This is a genomic window from Glycomyces mayteni, assembly GCF_042428885.1.
GTDB classification, from domain to species: domain Bacteria; phylum Actinomycetota; class Actinomycetes; order Mycobacteriales; family Micromonosporaceae; genus Glycomyces; species Glycomyces mayteni.
Genome location: NZ_JBHMBP010000001.1, coordinates 971,347 through 989,943, shown reverse-complemented (window position 1 = coordinate 989,943; position 18,597 = coordinate 971,347). Strand labels below are relative to the sequence as shown.

At 72.5% G+C, this 18,597-nt stretch carries 11 protein-coding genes; 2 read left to right on the top strand and 9 right to left on the bottom strand.

Translation table 11 applies throughout. The annotated features are described in order from the left end of the window. Positions 1-183 precede the first annotated feature (183 nt). Positions 184-738: a response regulator gene (locus ACFFXY_RS04640; RefSeq protein WP_382346308.1), complete on the bottom strand. Its 555-nt coding sequence runs from the start codon at positions 736-738 to the stop codon at positions 184-186. Next, positions 735-5,168, bottom strand: coding sequence for a HAMP domain-containing protein (locus tag ACFFXY_RS04635; RefSeq protein WP_382346305.1), 4,434 nt, complete (start codon positions 5,166-5,168; stop codon positions 735-737). Before ACFFXY_RS04635 ends, ACFFXY_RS04640 begins: the two co-directional genes overlap by 4 nt. A 330-nt stretch (positions 5,169-5,498) precedes the next feature. Between ACFFXY_RS04635 and ACFFXY_RS04630 the strand changes: the two genes are divergently transcribed. Beyond that, positions 5,499-7,523, top strand: coding sequence for a SpoIIE family protein phosphatase (locus ACFFXY_RS04630; protein WP_382346303.1), 2,025 nt, complete (start codon positions 5,499-5,501; stop codon positions 7,521-7,523). Positions 7,524-7,633: 110 nt separating this feature from the next. Here the strand turns inward: ACFFXY_RS04630 and ACFFXY_RS04625 are convergent, their stop codons facing one another. After that, the gene (locus ACFFXY_RS04625) at positions 7,634-8,602 is read right to left on the bottom strand and encodes a C40 family peptidase (RefSeq protein ID WP_382346300.1); all 969 of its coding nucleotides are present in this window, start codon (positions 8,600-8,602) and stop codon (positions 7,634-7,636) included. 332 nt (positions 8,603-8,934) lie between these two features. Here ACFFXY_RS04625 and ACFFXY_RS04620 point away from each other — a divergent pair, with 332 nt between their 5' ends. Then, positions 8,935-9,432: a cysteine dioxygenase gene (locus ACFFXY_RS04620; RefSeq protein ID WP_382346298.1), complete on the top strand. Its 498-nt coding sequence runs from the start codon at positions 8,935-8,937 to the stop codon at positions 9,430-9,432. Positions 9,433-9,643: 211 nt separating this feature from the next. Here the strand turns inward: ACFFXY_RS04620 and ACFFXY_RS04615 are convergent, their stop codons facing one another. The 6 genes from ACFFXY_RS04615 to thpR form a co-directional block, all read right to left on the bottom strand. After that, complete coding sequence (locus ACFFXY_RS04615; protein ID WP_382346295.1) at positions 9,644-11,104, bottom strand: NAD(P)H-hydrate dehydratase; 1,461 nt, start codon at positions 11,102-11,104, stop codon at positions 9,644-9,646. Positions 11,105-11,134: 30 nt separating this feature from the next. Beyond that, complete coding sequence (locus tag ACFFXY_RS04610; protein ID WP_106364325.1) at positions 11,135-11,506, bottom strand: holo-ACP synthase; 372 nt, start codon at positions 11,504-11,506, stop codon at positions 11,135-11,137. 197 nt (positions 11,507-11,703) lie between these two features. Next, positions 11,704-13,308 carry a D-alanyl-D-alanine carboxypeptidase/D-alanyl-D-alanine endopeptidase gene (dacB, locus tag ACFFXY_RS04605; RefSeq protein WP_382346292.1) on the bottom strand — a complete coding sequence of 535 codons (1,605 nt, stop codon included), beginning with the start codon at positions 13,306-13,308 and terminating at the stop codon, positions 11,704-11,706. Positions 13,309-13,508: 200 nt separating this feature from the next. After that, positions 13,509-15,362, bottom strand: a complete 1,854-nt coding sequence (gene glmS, locus ACFFXY_RS04600) for a glutamine--fructose-6-phosphate transaminase (isomerizing) (RefSeq protein ID WP_382346289.1) — start codon at positions 15,360-15,362, stop codon at positions 13,509-13,511. A gap of 183 nt (positions 15,363-15,545) precedes the next feature. Then, positions 15,546-17,456, bottom strand: coding sequence for an outer membrane protein assembly factor BamB family protein (locus tag ACFFXY_RS04595; RefSeq protein ID WP_382346286.1), 1,911 nt, complete (start codon positions 17,454-17,456; stop codon positions 15,546-15,548). A 264-nt stretch (positions 17,457-17,720) separates the two neighbouring features. Beyond that, positions 17,721-18,386, bottom strand: a complete 666-nt coding sequence (thpR, locus tag ACFFXY_RS04590) for an RNA 2',3'-cyclic phosphodiesterase (protein WP_382346284.1) — start codon at positions 18,384-18,386, stop codon at positions 17,721-17,723. Positions 18,387-18,597 lie beyond the last annotated feature (211 nt).

Here is an 18,597-nt window from a genome sequence, read left to right as displayed (position 1 = left end):
TAGCCGGTTTTCCGCCGGGACAGGAGGCCCGAGGACATCACGAACGCGAATCGTTGTCGCGGTTGCGGTGTCGCGGTCGCGTTCCGGGCACGGCCGGTCACGGATTGTCGTACCCCCGAGGGAGGCTTGAATATCGGGGGGTCTCGCGACCCCCTCCCACGGGGGTGCCCTCGGGCGGGGCGGTCAGGCGGCCCCGGGTTCGAGGAGGGCGAGGATGCGTTCGATCTCGGGGTCGGTGGCGCGGCCCTCCTGCCAGGCGGCGAGGGCGTCGCGGGCGAGGTCGAGGCGGTGGGTGAGGTGGCCTTCGCGTTCGCGGAGGTCCTTGGTGCGCTCGGAGGTCTGGCGGAGGGCCTGGCCCTGGGCCCACAGGTCGATGAACACCTTGACCTTGGTGCGGAGCATCCACGGGTCGAACGGCTTGGTGATGTAGTCCACGGCGCCGACGGAGTAGCCGCGCATCGCCAGGTGCGCGTCGCGGTCGGCGGCGGTGAGGAAGATGATCGGGGTGTGGCGGGTCTTCTCGCGCTGCTTGATGTGCCGCGCGGTCTCGAAGCCGTCCATGCCGGGCATCTGCGCGTCGAGGAGGATCGCCGCGTAGTCCTCCGAGAGCAGCCGCTTGAGCGCCTCCTCCCCGGAGGTGACCGCGATCGTGTTCACGGGCAGCCCTTGGAGGATCGCCTCAAGGGCGAGGAGGTTCTCGGACCTGTCGTCAACGAGCAGGACGCGGGCGGTGCTCATGCGGTGCCTCCAGAGGTCGGTTCGCCATTGTCGCGCCCGGCGGCGCGGCGGCGGGCCGCGGGTGCCGCGCCGTGTGCGCCGCCCCGCCCCGGGCCGTCGGCGCCGATCCAGTGGGACATGGTGTCCAGCAGCAGGTCGAGGTCGACGGGCTTGGTGAGGTACGCGCTCGCGCCGGCCTCCACGGACTGCTCCCGCTGCTCGGCGAGCGCCTGCGCGGTGAGGAACACGATCGGCAGGTCCGCGAACTGGGGCATCCGGCGGATGACGCGCGTGGTCTCGTTGCCGTCCATGCCGGGCATCATCGAGTCCATCAGGACGATGTCGATGCCCGGGTGCTGCTGGAGCGCGTCGATGCCGTCGGCGCCGTTCTCGGCGTAGTGGACGTCGATGCCGTGCAGCTCCAGGGCCGCGGTCAGCGCGAACACGTTCCGGATGTCGTCGTCGACGATGAGGACGGTGGTCCCCTCCAGGTGCTGCGCGGCGGCGGAGGACGAGGGCGTCTCGGGCGCGCCGGTGAGGATGCCGGGCTCCACGACGGGGACGGGCAGCTCGGCGGGGACGAGCGGCAGCTCGCCGTCGGCGTCGATCTCCACGGGCACCACGAACGTGAACTTGGACCCGGCGTCGCCGGTGTGCTCGATGAACACGTCGCCGCCGAGGGCGTTCGACAGGGACTTGGAGATCGACAGGCCCAGGCCGGTGCCGCCGAAGTTGCGGCGGGTGGTGCCGTCGGCCTGCTGGAACGGCTCGAAGATGATCGACTTCTTCGCCTCGGCGACGCCGATGCCGGTGTCGATGACGCTCAATGCGATCCGCTCGGCGGCGGTGTTCAGGTGCGGGGCGTCGAAGCGGAGGTCCGCGGGGATGCGGCGCACGGCGAGGGTCACGGAGCCGACGCGTGTGAACTTCACCGCGTTCGACAGGAGGTTGCGCAGGACCTGCTGGAACTTCTGCCCGTCGGTCTGCATGAGCTGCGGCACGCCGGTGCCGACGTCCACGTTGAACTCCAGGCCCTTGTCCTCGGCCTGGGGCCGGAACGCGGCCTCGATGTCGCCGAGGACCTCCGCGAGGTCCACGGGGTGCACGGACACGACCATCCGCCCGGCCTCGATCTTCGACAGGTCGAGGATGTCGTCGATGAGGGTGAGCAGGTCGGTGCCCGCGTTGTAGATGGTCCGCGCGAACTCGACCTGCCGCTCCGAGAGGTTCCCGTCGGTGTTCTCCGACAGGAGCCGCGCGAGCAGCAGCAGCGAGTTCAGGGGCGTGCGCAGCTCGTGCGAGACGTTCGCGAGGAACTCCGACTTGTACTTGGAGGCCTGCGCGAGCTGGTCGGCCTTCTCCTCGATGTCCTTGCGGGCGGTCTCGACCTCCTCGTTCTTCAGCTCGATGGCCTTGTTCTGCGCCGACAGCAGCTGCGCCTTCTCCTCCAGCTCGACGTTGGTCTCCTGGAGCCGGTTGGACTGGGCGCGCAGCTCCTGCGCCATCCGCTGGGACTCGCGCAGGAGGACCTCGGTGCGGGCGTTGCCCTCGATGGTCGCGAGGGTGACGCCGACGTTCGGGGCGAGCGCGTCGAGGAACCGCTTGTGGAGCCCGGAGTACGTGTTGAACGAGGCGAACTCGATGACGCCCCTGACCTTGTCGCCGAACTGGACGGGCAGAATGATGAGGTCGGTCGGGGTGGCCTGCCCGAGCCCGGAGGAGATCTCCAGGTAGCCCTCGGGGATGTCGTGCAGGTGGATGGTCCGCTTCGAGGCGGCGGCCTGCCCGACCATGCCCTCGTTGTCCTCGATGAGCTTCTTCTCGCCGGGGTTGGGGTGCCCGTACACGGCGTTGAGGCGGTACGTGACGTGCCCGGCGACGTCCTCGTGGCGGACGTAGAACGTGGAGGTCTGCGCGTCGATGAGCGGCGTGACCTCGTCGAGGACCATGCGGGTGACCTCCTCGACGCCCCTGCGGCCCTGGAGGAGCGAGGAGATCCGCGCGAGGTTCGAGTTGAGCCAGTCCGCGTCGGTGTTCTGGCGGGTCTTGTCCCTGAGCGCGGTGATCATCTGGTTGATCGACTCGGTGAGGTCGGCGATCTCCCCGGCAGCCTCGAAGTCCACGGACTGGGTGAGGTCGCCGCGGGCCACGGCGTGCGCGACGTTCGCGATGGCGCGCAGCTGGAGCGTCAGGGTCGCGGCCAGCGAGTTCACGTTGCGGGTCAGGGCGAGCCAGGTCCCGGAGACCCCGGCGACCTCGGCCTGCCCGCCGAGGTTCCCCTCGACGCCGACCTCGCGGGCGACGCGCGTGACCTCCGTGGCGAAGCTCGACAACTGGTTCACCATGGTGTTCACGGTGTTCTTCATCTCCAGGAACTCGCCCTGGGCGTCCACGGTGATCTGCTGGTTCAGGTCCCCGCGGGCGACCGCGGTGGTGACCTCGGCGATGTTGCGGACCTGGAGCGTCAGGTTCGACGCCATCGAGTTCACGTTGTCGGTGAGGTCCTTCCACGTGCCCGAGACGCCCTGGACGTTCGCCTGCCCGCCGAGCTGCCCCTCCGTGCCGACCTCGCGCGCCACGCGCGTCACCTCGTCGGCGAAGGACGAGAGCCGGTCGACCATGGCGTTCATCGTGGACTTCAGTTCGAGCATCTCGCCCTGCGCGTCGACGGTGATCTGCCGCGTCAGGTCGCCGCGGGCGACGGCGCTGGCCACGGAGGAGATGTTCCGCACCTGGCTGGTCAGGTTGGAGGCCATGGAGTTCACGTTGTCGGTGAGGGCCTCCCAGATCCCGGAGACGCCCTGGACGTTCGCCTGCCCGCCGAGCTTCCCGTCCGTGCCCACTTCGCGGGCGACGCGGGTGACCTCGTCGGCGAACTGGGAGAGCTGCGCGACCATCGAGTTCATCGTGGACTTCAGTTCGAGCATCTCGCCCTGGGCGTCCACGGTGATCTGCCGGTTCAGGTCGCCGGCGGCGACCGCGGAGGCCACGGACGAGATGTTCCGCACCTGGCTGGTCAGGTTCGCGGCCATGAGGTTGACGTTCTCGGTGAGGTCCTTCCACGTGCCCGAGACGCCCGGCACGTCCGCCTGGCCGCCCAGGCGCCCCTGCGAGCCCACCTCCCTGGCCACGCGGGTGACCTCGTCGGCGAAGCGGGAGAGCTGGTCGACCATCGTGTTGACGGTGCTCTTGACCTCGGCGACCTCGCCCTGCGCGTCGACGGTGATCTTCTGCCCCAGGTCGCCCTTGGCGACGGCGGTGGTGACCTTCGCGATGTTGCGGACCTGCTCGGTGAGGTTCGCGGCGAGCTGGTTCACGTTCTGCGTCAGGTCCCGCCACGTCCCCGACACGCCGAACACCTGCGCCTGGCCGCCCAGGCGCCCCTCCGTGCCGACCTCGCGCGCCACGCGCGTCACCTCGTCGGCGAAGTTCGACAGCTGGTCGACCATGGTGTTGACGGTGGTCTTGAGTTCGAGGATCTCGCCCTGCGCGGGCACGGCGATCTTCTGGTTCAGGTCGCCGCGCGCGACCGCGCCGGTGACCTTCGCGATGTCGCGGACCTGGTCGGTGAGGCTGGAGGCCATGTCGTTCACCGACTCGGTGAGGTCCTTCCAGGTGCCCGAGACGCCCGGCACGTCCGCCTGGCCGCCCAGGCGCCCCTCCGTGCCGACCTCGCGGGCGACGCGCGTGACCTCGCCGGCGAACACCTGGAGGGTCTCGGTGAGGGAGTTGATGGTGTCGGCGAGCTCGGCGACCTCGCCGGAGGCCTTGACGGTGATCTTCTGGTTCAGGTCGCCCGAGGCGATCGCCTGCGTCACCGTCGAGATCGACCGGACCTGCTCGGTCAGGTTCGAGGCCATGGTGTTCACCGCGTCGGTCAGCGACCGCCACGTGCCCGAGACGCCCTGGACGTCGGCCTGCCCGCCGAGCGCGCCCTCCGTGCCCACCTCGCGCGCGACGCGCGTCACCTCGCCCGCGAAGGACCGCAGCAGCCCGACCATGCGGTTGACGGTCTCGCCGAGGCGCCGGAACTCGCCGCGCAGCTGCGTGCCGTCGATCTCCAGGGCCGCCTCCTGCGACAGGTCGCCCGCGGCGACCGCCTCCAGGACCCGCCCCAGCTCCGTCGTGGGCCGCACCAGGTCCTCGACCAGGCGGTTCACGCTCGCGGCGCCCTCGGACCAGCCGCCGTCGAGGTGCTCGATGACGAGCCGGTGGTTCCACGACCCCTCCTGGCCCACCGCGCGGGCGATGAGCGCGAGGTCGCGGGTCTGCCGGTCGGCCTGCTCGACCACGGCGTTGAACCGGTCGACGACCTCCCCGGCCAGGCCCTCCCCGCGCGGCAGACGCACCGAGAAGTCGCCCCGCTCGACGGCGCCCAGCGCATCGGCCAGGCTCCTGAGCAGGTCGGACTCATCGGTCGGGTTCGCTGTACGGGAAACGGTGTCCGTCATGGCGTGGTTCCTCAGCTGCGGTGACAGGCGGCCCTTCCAGCGTGTCACATCCAGGGGGCAAACGTGAAGGCAGGTTACTCAGGGGGAGGTATCCGGTCACGACACGTCACGGGAAGGGGACGCAGCGGGAGCCGCGCCGGCGCCCCCGGGTTCCCACCCCGCGACCGGCTCAAACCGGGCCCGTCTCCTCAAGCGGCGCAAGGCGACCGGACCGGGACGCACCCGGCGCGGGCCGCGGCGCCCGCGGCGGACCGCCCACCCGTCGAGCGGCAGGTAGACCGCCCCGAACGGGTGCAGCAGGCCGATGCGGGCCGGGCATAGACTGGCCCGGTGACGTACCCCGAGAGGGCCGCCCGTCGGCTGCGGCTGCCGGCCGACGACCGCTCCCCCGCCGCAGCCCGCGCCGCCGTCCGCGCGGTCCTCGCCGAGGCCGGGCTCACCGAGCTGCTCGACGAGACCCTGCTGCTCACCACCGAGCTGGCGACCAACGGCGTCGTGCACGCCGGCACCGACATCAACCTGACCGTCGCCGCCGACTCGATCGGCGTGCGCGTCACCGTCACCGACTACCGCTCCGGCGGCATCGACCCGCTCGACACGGCGATGCCCGAGGTCACCGCCGAGGGCGGGCGCGGCCTGCTCCTGGTCGACCGGTTCGCGTCCTCGTGGGGGACCACCCACGACCAGACCGGCAAGTCCATCTGGTTCCGCATCGACCGCGACCCCGACGCGCCCCCCGCGCCCCGCCCGGTCCCCGACGACGGCGGCGAGTCCGAGCCCGACCTGGGGCAGCTCGCCGCGCTCCTCACCGTCGCCCCCGCACTCCAGTCCCGCCTCCCGGTCGACCAGATCGTCACCGAGCTGCTCGCCCGCTGCCACGACGCCACCGGCGCCGACGGCGGCGCCATCGAGTACGACGCCGGGGACGGCACCGGCGCGCAGGTCATCGCCCAGTTCGGGGACGTCGGCGCCGCCGCGGTCAGCGCCGCCCTGCCGCTCACCGCGCCCGCGAACGGCCGCCTCGTCCTCGCCGGGGACCCCAAGCCGTCCTGGCGGCCCCTCGCCGACCTCGTCGCCGAGCGCGTCGCCCTCGCCGTGCAGATCGACCGGATGCGCACCGACGAGCAGCGCCGCTCCGGGTGGCTCACCTACCTCGCCGAGGCCGGGGAGCTCCTCGCGCACTCCCTCGAAGAGCACCTCACGGTCGCGCTCATCCCGCAGCTCGTCGTCCCCCAGCTCGGCCGCTGGGCCGCCGTCAGCCTCACCGGCGACGGCGCGGGCCTGCGCCTCGCCGCCCTCACCCACGTCGAGGAGGGCGAACTGGAGCACCTGCGGACCCGCCTCGACGCGGCCGCCGAACCGCTCGGCGCCGCCCTCACCTCCGACGGGTGGACGGGCATGGAGCTGCCAGTGCCCCGCGGCCTCGACGGCATCGCCGTGCCGCTGTCGGCGCGCGGCGCGACCATCGGCGTCCTCACCGTCGGCCGCCACGCCGACCGGCACCACTCCTCCGAGGAGCGCGCCGTCATCGCCGACCTCGCGAAGCGCTCCGCGCTCGCCCTCGACAACGCCCGCATCCACGCCGAGCGCCAGGCCGTCGCCCACGAGCTCCAGGCCGCGCTCATGCCCGGGTCGCTCCCCGACGTCGCCGGGGTGTCCTTCGCCGCCGAGTACCTGCCCGCGACCGCCCGGCGCCTGCCCGGGTCCGGGCCCGGGCCCGTCGTCGGCACCGAGGTCGGCGGCGACTTCTACGACGCGACCGAGCTGCCCGACCACCGCCTGTGGGTCGCCATCGGCGACGTGTGCGGCAAGGGCGCCCAGGCCGCGGCCGTCACCGGCGTCGTCCGGGACGTCCTGCGGGTCATGGCCCGCGACGGCCGGCCCCTCCCGCGCGCCCTCGAACTGCTCAACGCGACCCTCCTGGAGCAGCCCGGCGACCTCCGCTACGCGACCATCGCCTCCGCGCTCCTCGACCGCGACAGCCTCGGATCGATCACCGCGACGCTGTGCCTGTCCGGGCACGAGCGGCCCCTGCTGCTGCGCGCCTCCGGCGGCCTCGAATGGGTCGGCCGCGAGGGCACCGCCGTCGGCCTCTTCCCGGACGTGAAGGTCAACCCCGAGGAGGTCCGCCTCGACACCGGCGACGCCCTCGTGTTCTTCACCGACGGCGTCACCGAGCGCCGCGACGGCGCCGCCATGTTCGGCCACGAGCGCATCGAGCGCGCCGTCCGCGGCGCCGCGGGCAAGAGCGCCCGCCAGATCGCCACGGCCCTCCTGGAGGCCGTCGAGGCGTTCTCCCCCGAGTCCCCCCGCGACGACATCGCGATCCTCGTCGTCCGCTGCGACCCCGAGTAGCGGCGCGCGCAGGCCGCGCGCCCTCGCGGCGCCGGAACGACCCCTGACCCGGAGCCGGGCACGGAAAAGCCCCGCGACCGGAGCCGCGGGGCCTGAAGACTGTCGGACCCCTAGTGCAGGATCGTCGTGGCGCCGTAGTACGAGTTCCCGTGGTGGAGCGGGACCACCTTGACCACCGTGGTCGAGTTCGGCGCGTGCACGATGTACCCGTTGCCGATGTACATGCCCACATGCGCGAGGTTGTTGTAGAACACCAGGTCGCCGGGGCGCAACTCGTCCTCGGAGATGCTCGCGGTCTGCCCGTACTGCGCGGCGGCGTTGTGCGGCAGGTTGATCCCCAGCTCCGCGTACGCGCCCATGATCAGCCCCGAGCAGTCCCACGAGTTCGGGCCCGCCGAGCCCCACACGTACGGGTCGCCGAGCTGGTTGAGCGCGAACTTCACGACCGTGTACTCGTCGTCGGTCATCGCCGGGAGGTCGTACTCGCTGAAGCTCGGCACCTCCTCGCCCGCGACGGTCATCCACTCCTCGTTGAGGTCGTCGATCCGCGAGGTCAGCTCGTCGGTCTTCGCCTCCAGGGCCGCCTGGTCGGTCTCCAGGTCCGCCTGGAGCTCCAGCAGCAGCTCGTTCTGGGTGTTGTACTCCTCGGAGGCCGCGCGCAGCTCGTCCATCAGCTCGAAGTTGTACAGGTTCGCCGAGTTCAGGCGGTCCATGCGCTCCACGAACGCGTCCGGGGAGCCCGAGTCCAGCAGCATCGCCGCGTCCCCGATCCCCTGGTCCACATAGGCCGACTGGATGTACGCCGACAACTGGTCGCGCAGGGCGTTCAGGTTCTCCTCGGCGTCCGCCAGGTAGACCTGCGTCTCCTCGATGAGGTGCTGGTTGTCGTCGATCTCCTCGGCGAGCTGGTTGTACTCGTCGACGACCGCAGCCAGGTCGTCGTTGGTCTGCTCGACCTCGTCGCTGATGTCACCGGTGTCGCGCTGCGCCCACGCGGGGGCGGAGGCGGCCGTGGAGACCAGGAGCCCGCCGATGACGGCGGCGGATGTCCACTTGCGGCGGACGGACGACTGCTTCACGAGGAGGGTGCTCCTTCGGGATTCGGGAGGTCGGGATGGACCGGGGCTACCGAGGGCGGGGCCGGGCGCGACGACGGCGCGGCGAGGCCAGACATGAGCCTAGCGCGGCCGATTCGGCTCCGGTAGACCCCGGTCGTGACAAATTCGCAGCGTAGCGACCCTCCCACCGGAGGTGTGTCGCTCCTGTGAGTTGGCTGGGAATTGCTACGATGGGGCCATGGCCTTCATGTCGTGCCCCTGTCCCCGCTGTCACCAGCGCTGACCCGCCCCGTGCGGCTCGGCGCGCCCAGACACCGACAACCGTTCCGACGCACCGAAGGTCCATCCGACACATGCGCACGCCCGCCATGATCTCCGCCGCACCCGCCGTCCTCGACACCGAGCGTCTCGAAGCCCTCGCCGGGTTCTACGCCGCGAACCTCACCCTCAGCCCCCGCTTCACCAAGGCCAGCCGCTGGGCCCGCCGCGTCCTCGCCGGACCCGACCACGAGGCCTGGCTCCTCGCCTGGCTCCCCGGCCAGGGCACCGAACTCCACGACCACGGCGGCGTCGCCCGCCCCGCCGCCGCAGCGGTCGCCGTCGTCTCCGGCCACCTCACCGAGTACACCGTCACCCCCGGCGACTTCCCCGGCCTCCACCGCCAGCGCCTCGCCGCAGGCGACGTCACCGCCGTCGACGACCGCACCGTCCACGCCATGCGCAACGACTCACCGGCCCCCGCCGTCAGCCTCCACGTCTACTCCCCCGGCCTCGAAGCCATGCGCACCTACCTCCTCGACGAAACCGGCCTCGCCCCCGCCCGCATCAAACGCGCAGGAGAAGACTGGTAACCCGAGGGCACCCCGACTGGCGGGGGGCGCGAGCTCCCCCGATACTCAAGCCTCCCTCGCGGGTACAACATCCCGCCCCGCCGCCCGCCGTTCGGGCCGTAGACCCGCCCGCAGGCACCCCCCTGGGAGGGGGTCGCGAGACCCCCCGATATTCAAGCCTCCCTCGCGGGTACGACACTCCCGCAGGCGCTTACGTCCCGCCGGGACCGGCTTACGACCGGGCCGCCGTCAAGACTTCCCCCACCGCGCCCGGCAGGGCCCGCGCCACGTCCGAGGCCGTCACCGTCCGGTGCCCGGCCGCCGCCGCGCCGCCCGCACGGCCGTGGAGGAACGCCGCCGCCACCGCCGCCCGCACACCGTCCATCCCGGACGCCAGCAGCGACGCCATGAACCCCGCGAGCACGTCCCCCGACCCCGCGGTCGCCAACTGCGGCCGCCCCGTCGGGTTCGCCCACACCGCGCCGTCGCTCGACGCCACCACCGTGTGGTGCCCCTTCAGCAGCACCGTGCAGTTCAACCGCTTCGCCAAAGCCGCCGCCGCGGCCCCCCGGTCCTCGCTCGGCGGCGACCCGTACAGCCGCTCGTACTCCCGGTCGTGCGGCGTCAGCACCACCGGCGCCTCCCGCCGCGACAGCACCGACGGGTACTCCCCGATCAGCGTCAAAGCATCCGCGTCCAGCACCACCGGCGCGGGCGACACGAGCACCGACCGCAGCTCCCCGAGCGCCGCCTCGTCCGTCCCGAACCCGGGCCCGGCCAGCCACGCCTGCACCCGCCCGGCCTCCTTCACCGTCGGCGTGCACACCACCTCGGGATGGCTGCGCCGCACCGCGTCCGAAGCCCCGCCCGCATACCTGACGTACCCCGCCGGGCCCGCCAGCGCGCCCGCGGTCGCCAGGACCGCCGCGCCCGGGTACCGGTCCGAGCCGGCCGCGACGCCCACGACGCCCCGCGTGTACTTGTCGTCGTCGGGCCCGGGGCGGTGCCACCACTGGGCGATGTCGGTCTCGCCCGCGACCCGCACGGCCGGGTTCGGGTCCAGGTGCGGGCCCAGGCCGATGTCGACGAGGACGAGGCGCCCGGTGAGGAGCGCGGCCCGCCCGAGCACGTGGCAGGGCTTGCGGGAGCCGAATGCGACGGTGGTGTCGGCGGTGACGGCGCTGGCGGGGACGGCGCCGGTGTCGACGTCCACGCCGGAGGGGACGTCAACGGCGACAACGGTTCCGGCGTCGAGGCGGGCGAGCTGGTCGATGGCGCGGCCGGGGAGGCCGGGGCGTCCGCCGATGCCGAGGACGCCGTCGAGGAGGAGGTCGCAGCGGCGGGGCGACTCGGCGACGAGGCGCCCGCCCGCGCGGGTGAGGGCGGCGGCGGCGACGGGGTGGACGCGGCCGCCCATGACGGGGACGGCGAAGACGCGGGCGCCGCGGCGGGCGAGGCGGGCGGCGGCGAAGAGCGCGTCGCCGCCGTTGTCGCCGGGTCCGGCGAGGACGGTGACGGTGGCGCCGTAGACGCCTGCGCGTTCGGTGCGGGTGGATCGCTGTTCTTTGAGGAGGGCGGCGCATTCGGCGGCGAGGCCGGCCGCGGCGCGCTGCATGAGGGTCCCCGGCGGGAGTGTCGCCATCAGTTGGGCTTCCGCGCGGCGGACCGCCGCTGCCGTCCATGCACCGTCCATGGCTGTTCCTCTCCGGAACGTCGTTGGCCGTCAGGCCGTCTCGGCGATCACCACCGCTGTCGCTATACCGCCATCATGCGACAGCGAGACGTGCCAGCGCGAGACGCCACGCTGGGCGGCGACGGCGGCCACCGATCCGGTGATGGTGAGGGAGGGGCGGCCGTCGGGTTCGGAGAGCACTTGGCAGTCGGCCCAGCGCATTCCGCCGGGGGCGCCGAGGGCTTTGGCCACGGCCTCCTTGGCGGCGAAGCGGGCGGCGAGGGATTCGGTGCGGCGTCGGCGCCCGTCGGGGGCGCTGCGCTCGGCCTCGGTGAAGAGCTTGTCGGCGACGTGGGGGGTCCGTTCGAGTACGCGCTCGAACCGGTCCACGGCCACGACGTCTATGCCCACGGCGACGATCACCCGTCAAGAGTGCCACGGGATCGGGCGTCCCGCCCCTGTTCGGGCGGGTTCATCCGCGAGCGTGGTGGTCTGACCGGCCGTCAGGTCGGGGCGGGTTGTGGACGGTGCGGGACCGGCTGGGGCCGTTCGGTGTCGAATGGCAGGGGACGTGGGAGGGCCCGGCCGCGTCGGCGGCCGGGCCCTGGCGCCTTGGGGTGCTAGCAGGTGCTGGGCTCGTACCAGGAGCATTCGAGGCCGGCGGGCATCTCGCCTGCGGCGGGGAGCTCGTCGGCTTCGGCTTCGAGCGCTTCGAGGTCGGGGGTGTCGATCTCGGAGGCGAGGGTGCCGATCTCGGCTTCGGTGGTGTCGGCGGCGTGGGCGGCGACGGCGGTGGCGATCTTGTCCTCGATGTCCTTGACGCTGGAGTAGAGGAAGTCGTTGAGGACGATGCTGAAGACGAGTTCGCGGCCGTCGGCGTCGGTGGCGTACCCGGAGAGCGCGGAGACGCTCGTCATGGAGCCGGTCTTGGCGCGGACGTTGCCTGCGGCGGGGGTGCCGCACATGCGGCCGGCGAGGGTGCCGTCCTCGCAGGCGACGGGGAGGGCGTCGTGCCAGGTGTCGAACCAGGGGGCGTCTTCGGCGCCGACGAGGAGGTCGGCGATGGTCCCGGCGGTGAGCATGTTGTGGCGGGAGATCCCGGAGCCGTCGGCGATGCGGACGGGGCCGTTGTCGACGCCGTACCCGTCGAGGGCGGCGTAGACGGCGGCCTTGCCGGACGCGAAGGTGCCCTTGCCGGTCGCTTCGTGGCCGAGGGTCTTGAAGAGGGCTTCGGCCATGGAGGCGTTGGAGGGCTTGAGGATGTCGACGACGAGGTCGGACAGGGGCGCGGAGGCGTGGGTGGCGAGGACGTCGCCCGCGGCCTGGGGGGTGGGTTCGCCGTAGCGCAGGTCGCCGGTGAGGTCGATGCCCGCTTCGGCGAGGGAGTCGGCGAAGACGTCGGCGACGAGCTGCGTCGGTTCGATGACGGCGCGGGTGGCGTAGGTGCCGCTGCCTCCGGCGGCGACGGTGCCGGAGATGCGGACGGTGTTGTCGTGGGGGTCGCGGTTGACGTTCACGCTGGTGGAGGTGCCGGTGGTGGCGGTGGAGACGATGTCGAGGTAGTCGGTCTGGGGGACGGTGGTGACGACGGCGGGGTCGCCCGCGGCGGCACCGGGTTTGACGAAGAGGCGCACGGACCCGGCCTGGTGGTCGTCGCCGGAGGCGATGTTGAGGGCGGTGACCTCGGCGGCGTAGGTGAACTGGAGGTCGGACCAGCCCCATTCGGCGCCGGAGCGGACGTCGTCGAAGGCGGTGTCGTCGGCGACGAGGTCGCCGTCGACCGTGGTCACTCCGGCGGCGGCGAGGTCGGCGGCGAGGCGGTCGTAGTCGGCTTCGAGGGTCGTGGGGTCGCCGGTGCCGCGCAGGTACAGGTCGCCGGAGACGACGCCGTCGACGGGCGGTTCGCCGATGACGTCGGTGGCGTACGTGTAGTCGCCGCCGAGGGCCTCCAGGGCGGCGGCGGTGGTGAAGAGCTTGTCGTTGGAGCCGGGGATGGCGCGCTTGTCGGGGTTGCGCTCGTAGAGGACTTCGCCGGTGGCGGCGTCGGCGACGACGACGCCCGCTTGGGAGTCGGTGAGCCTGGCGTCGGCGAGGATCGCGTCGAGCGCGGCCCCGAGGGCCTCGTCTCCGGTCTCCTGGGCCTGTGCGACGACGGTCCCGGCGAGGGTGATGGCGCCCGCGGCGGTGATCGCCACGGCGCCGGAGATCAGGGTGCGTTTTTTCACCCGCCGAGCATAAACGCCGCGCACGACTTGCGGGTGTTCGCACGCAAGTGTCCAATATCGCCGCGGCGGCGGGCAACTGGAACGGCGGCGGGGAGCGCAGTCCCCGCCCCCGTCGCGGATCGTGTTGCGGCGCTTCGGGAGCGCCGCCGTGCTGCTTACCGCACCGTGCTCCGGTCCACCGCGCTCTACTCGACTGCGCCCTACTCGACCGTGACGGACTTGGCGAGGTTCCGCGGCTGGTCGATGTCGCGGCCGAGGGCCGTGGCGAGCTCGGCGGCGAACTCCTGGAGCGGGACGGCGGTCAGCAGGGGCGCCAGGAGCGTCGGGGACGCGGGCGTCTCGATGACGTGGTCGGCGTGGACGGCGGTGATCTTGTCGCCTTCCTCGCACACCGCGATGACCCTGGCGCCGCGGGCCTTCACCTCCTGGATGTTGGAGATGATCTTGTCGTGCAGGAGGGACCGGCCCCGCGGGCTGGGGACGATCGCGATGACGGGCGTGCCGGTCTCGATGAGCGAGATCGGGCCGTGCTTGAGCTCGCCCGCGGCGAAGCCCTCGGCGTGCAGGTACGCGAGCTCCTTGAGCTTGAGCGCGCCTTCGAGGGCGACGGGGTAGCCGACGTGGCGGCCGATGAACAGCACGCGGTCGCCGTTGGCGGCGCATTCGCGGGCCATCTCGCGGACCGGGTCGAGGTTCTCGATGACCTTGGCGATCTTGCCGGGGGCGGCGACGAGCTCGTCGAGGATCGCGGAGACCTCGTCGGCGTACTTGATGCCGCGGACCTGCGCGAGGTGCAGGCCGACGAGGTAGCACGCGGCGAGCTGCGTCAGGAACGCCTTCGTGGACGCGACGGCGACCTCGATCCCGGCGCGCGTGTAGAGGACGGCGTCGGACTCGCGGGGGATCGTGGACCCGACGGTGTTGGAGATGGACAGGACGCGGGCCTTCTGGTCCTTCGCGTGCCGCACCGCCATGAGCGTGTCCATGGTCTCGCCGGACTGGGAGATGGCGACGACGAGCGTGGAGCGGTCGAGGACGGGGTCGCGGTAGCGGAACTCGGAGGCGAGCTCGACCTCGCAGGGGATGCGCGTCCAGTGCTCGATGGCGTACTTGGTGACGAGCCCGGCGTGGTAGGAGGTGCCGCACGCGACGATGAAGACCTTGTCGATGTCGCGGAAGTCCTGGTCGGACATGCGGACCTCGTCGAGGACGATCTGCCCGGACTCGTCGATGCGCCCGCGGAGGGTGTCGGCGACGGCCTGCGGCTGCTCGTGGATCTCCTTGGCCATGAACGTGTCGTAGCCGCCCTTCTCGGCGGCGGCGATGTCCCAGTCGACGCTGAACGGCTTGCCCTCGGAGGGCTCGCCGTCGAAGCCGGAGACGGCGACGCCGCCGCGGTTGATGGTGACGATCTGGTCCTGGCCCAGCTCGATCGCGTCGGTCGTGTAGGCGATGAACGCGGCGACGTCGGAGGCGAGGAAGTACTCGTCCTCGCCGAGGCCGACCACGAGCGGGGAGTTGCGGCGGGCGCCCACGACGGTGTCGGGGTCGTCGGCGGCGACCGCGAGGAGCGTGAACGCGCCTTCGAGGCGGCGGCACACGCGGGCCATGGCGGCGGTGAGGTCCCCGTCGACGCCGTACTCGGCGCCGAGGAGGTGGGCGGCGACCTCGGTGTCGGTGTCGGAGAGGAACTCGACGCCGTCGGTTTCGAGCTCGGCGCGCAGCTGCCCGAAGTTCTCGATGATGCCGTTGTGGATCAGGGCGATCCGGCCGTCGTGCGAGCGGTGGGGGTGCGCGTTGCGGTCGGAGGGCACGCCGTGCGTGGCCCAGCGGGTGTGGCCGATGCCGCACGTCGACTCGGGGAGCGGGTGGTCGGCGAGGGCCGCTTCGAGGTTCGCGAGCTTCCCGGCGCGCTTGTCGACCTCGACGCGGCCGTCCGCCGACACGAGCGCGACGCCCGCGGAGTCGTAGCCGCGGTATTCGAGACGGCGCAGGCCGTCGAGCACGACGTCGACGGCGCTGCGGCGGCCGACGTATCCAACGATTCCACACATGCGAGAAACACTACCGCAGTTTCGCGCATCACTCGTGCGCGGTTCCTCGGTAATCGATCACACAGTTTGATCATTGTCGCCGTTCCCGCTGCGGTCGCGCGGCGTTCACCCCCCGGTCACGCACCGTTCGCCCCGGGGCGGCCGGACAGTGCGCCCACGTCGTGCGCGCCCCGGGGGCCGCGTTCAGGAGACGACGGCGATGCCGCGGGTCCCGTCCTCGTCCACGTAGCTGATGGCCGCGCCGGTGGCGACGGCGCTGATCTGCGCGTCGTGGCACCAGTTCGCGGGCACCGCGGTCCCCTCGGTCCCGGCCGCGGGGAGCGCGACCTCGGCGACGTCGCCCCCGGCGACCTCGTACAGGTGGCAGTCGGGCCGGTTCGGGTCGAGCGACTGGTCGGCGGCGAGCACGGCCCGGTTGTCGGGCAGGACGGTGCCCCAGCCGCGCGCGACCTCCGGGTCGAGCGGCGTGTACCCCAGGCGCACGGCCTTCTTGTAGAGCCGCTCGCCGGTGTCGGCGTCGTAGGACATGACGCCCAGCCAGGAGCCCTCGCGGTCCTTCGCGGTGTAGCACTCGATGATCTGCACGGTGCGCCGCTCGGCCTTGGGCACGTCGGCGCGCGCCTCGCCCCCGGCGGCCACGCCCGCGCCGAGCGCGGCGGTCGGCTGCGACAGGTGCAGGGTCCCGCCGCACGCCGAGGAGTTCGTGGACCCGAAGGACTGGTCCCTCATGTGCCAGCGCTCGGCGCCGTCGTCGAGGCCGTAGGCGATGAGCTGGTGCTCGAAGCGGCGCGCGGAGAACGGGCCGTCGGTGACGCGGTGCTCGATGCGGCTGTCGATGAGGACGGTGTCGCCGGAGACGAGGAACGAGTCGGGGACGACCTCGGCGGCCTTGTCGACCTCCTGCTCCCAGGCGGTGGCGCCGTCGTCGAGGTCGAAGGCGAGGACGTAGTCGCGGGCGACGGGCCGGTCGGGCGCGGGCACGCACTTGGCGAGGAGGGCGACGCGGCCGGCGGCGACCTGGGCGGCGTTCCCTTCGCAGCCGGGCGGCATCTCGGCGTCCCACAGGAGGTTCCCGCCGAAGTCGTAGACGTGGAAGACGGCGCTGCCGTCCTCGGCGAACAGGAGGCGGTCGTCGGCGAGGGCCAGGAGGGTCCCGGGGGAGCCGTCGAACCCGGCGGTGGCGACCTCCTCGCCGTCGCGGACGCGCAGGACGCGCACCTGGAAGTCGCCGCGGTCGTCGGCGCGGGGGCCGGTGAGGGCGACGAGGTCCTGCGGGTGGGAGAGGACCGGCGGCTGGGAGGCGAGCCAGTTCCAGCGGCGGTGGTACCAGACGGCGGCGCCGGTGGCGGGGTCGAGCATGGTGACGGCCTGCGGGGTGGGGTCGGCGGGGTGGTCGGTGCGCAGGAGCCCGTAGGGGGTGTCGGTGAAGCGCTCGACGCCGGAGAGCGCGGCGAGGCCGTCGAGTCCGGCCTCGTTGACGGCGGTGTCGCCGGTGCGCACGTCCTGGTTGGCGAGCTCGGCCCACCGCTGCATGGCGGGGGCGAGGGCGGCGGCGAGGAGGAGGACCACGGCGACGGCGAACACGCCGACCTTGCGGCGCATGGACTTCGGGGGGCGGGCGCGCCCGCCCGCGTAGCCTTCGACGACGAACTCGGAGAGCGCGAGGAGCCCGCCGCCGACGACGCCGAACCCGTAGGCGAGGGCGGCGACCCCGGCGCGGTGGGTGATGAACTGGCCGGGGCCGGCCTCGGGCATGGAGGAGTAGACGGCCCATCCGGCGGCCGCGGCGAACACGGCGGTGGCGAGCGCGGCGATGATGATGCGCAGCCCGGTGTGGGCGGCGGCGGTGGCGATGACGGCGGCGGCGATGAGCACGGAGCCGACGGTCCCGATGATCATGTACACGCCGGAGGACCCGGTGCTGGTCGCGCCGGTCCCGAACGACGCCCAGACGAGGAGCACGGCCCAGCACGCGAGTGCGGTGATCCCGGCGGCGCGGAGGAAGACGCGCGCGAGCGGGCGCCCGTTCTTGGGCGCGCGCGGCGGCGCCGCGTCGGTGCTGGAGCGGCCGGCGCCGGAAGCGTTGTGGGACATGCCCTCTTTCTACCGGTCACCGGCCCCCCGATCCGGGCTTTCGCGCAGATCGCGAGCGGGTTTCTCCCTTGAGGGCAGCAGCTATGGCAATCGGAGCGCTGGGCCCCCGGCAACAACCCTGGCACGGGGGTCCGACATCGGCCGGACGCCCGCCTGTGGCCGAGGTTTTCAGGGCAGAGGCGGAGCCGGGGATCGCGGAATCGCGGGCCCCCAGTTCAACACCCTGACATGGGAGTACGACATTTCCTGCGCTGCGGACCGGGGTCAGCCGCCGAGGGGGGCTGCGGCCATCGGGGTGTAGTGGGGCTGGGTGCCGGCGGGGGCCTTGCCGAAGTCGGAGCGGTAGAGGACGAGCTCGTTCGCGGTCCAGCTCGGGCCGTAGTAGCGGCGGAGGGTGAGCAGGTCCTGCGCGGCCTGCTGGTTGGTGACGCGGTCGCCGGGGCGGGCGAGGGTCACGTGCGGCCGGTACTGCTTCTGGTCGACCGGGAGATCCGCGGCGGTGAGGCCGGCGCGGATGCGGTGGACGAGGTCGACGAGGGCGGCGACGTCGCCGTCGAGTCCGGCGTAGACCACCGAGTAGCGGCCGCGCCCGAAGCGCCCGCCGCCGGAGACGCACAGCCGCATCGGCGCGGACTCGCGCGCGGCCGCGGCGACGGCCTCGGCGGCTTCGGCGCAGCGGGTGGCGGGGACGTCGCCGAGGAAGGCGAGCGTGAGGTGCCAGTTCTCGGAGCGGACCAGGCGGCCGCCGGTGGCGGGCCTGCGGCCCGCGGCGCCGGGGCGGCTGGGGGCGCCGCGCCGTGCGATGTTGAGGTCGGAGACGACTTCGGCCAGATCGGCGACGGCGTTGTCGGGAAGCGGGAGCGCAGCGAAGAGGCGCTCGGTCCGCACCTGGGGCGCGGCCTGTACGGCCGTGGTGGCGGAGGCACTCACTGGATTCCCTCCAGGGGCTCTACTCGGGATCGGTGACCCGCGCCTGCGGCGATTGGTGCGTCGACGCGACGTGGTCGAGGGCTGTCACGATGTGCCTATCCTCGCAGCAACCGCCGACGTTCATTCAGTGAAATCCCATTGGACGGGACAGTAATTTCGCGGAAGTAACGTTCGAGTTGACTCCTGAGGTGCTAGAGCCGCAGGAGGTTCG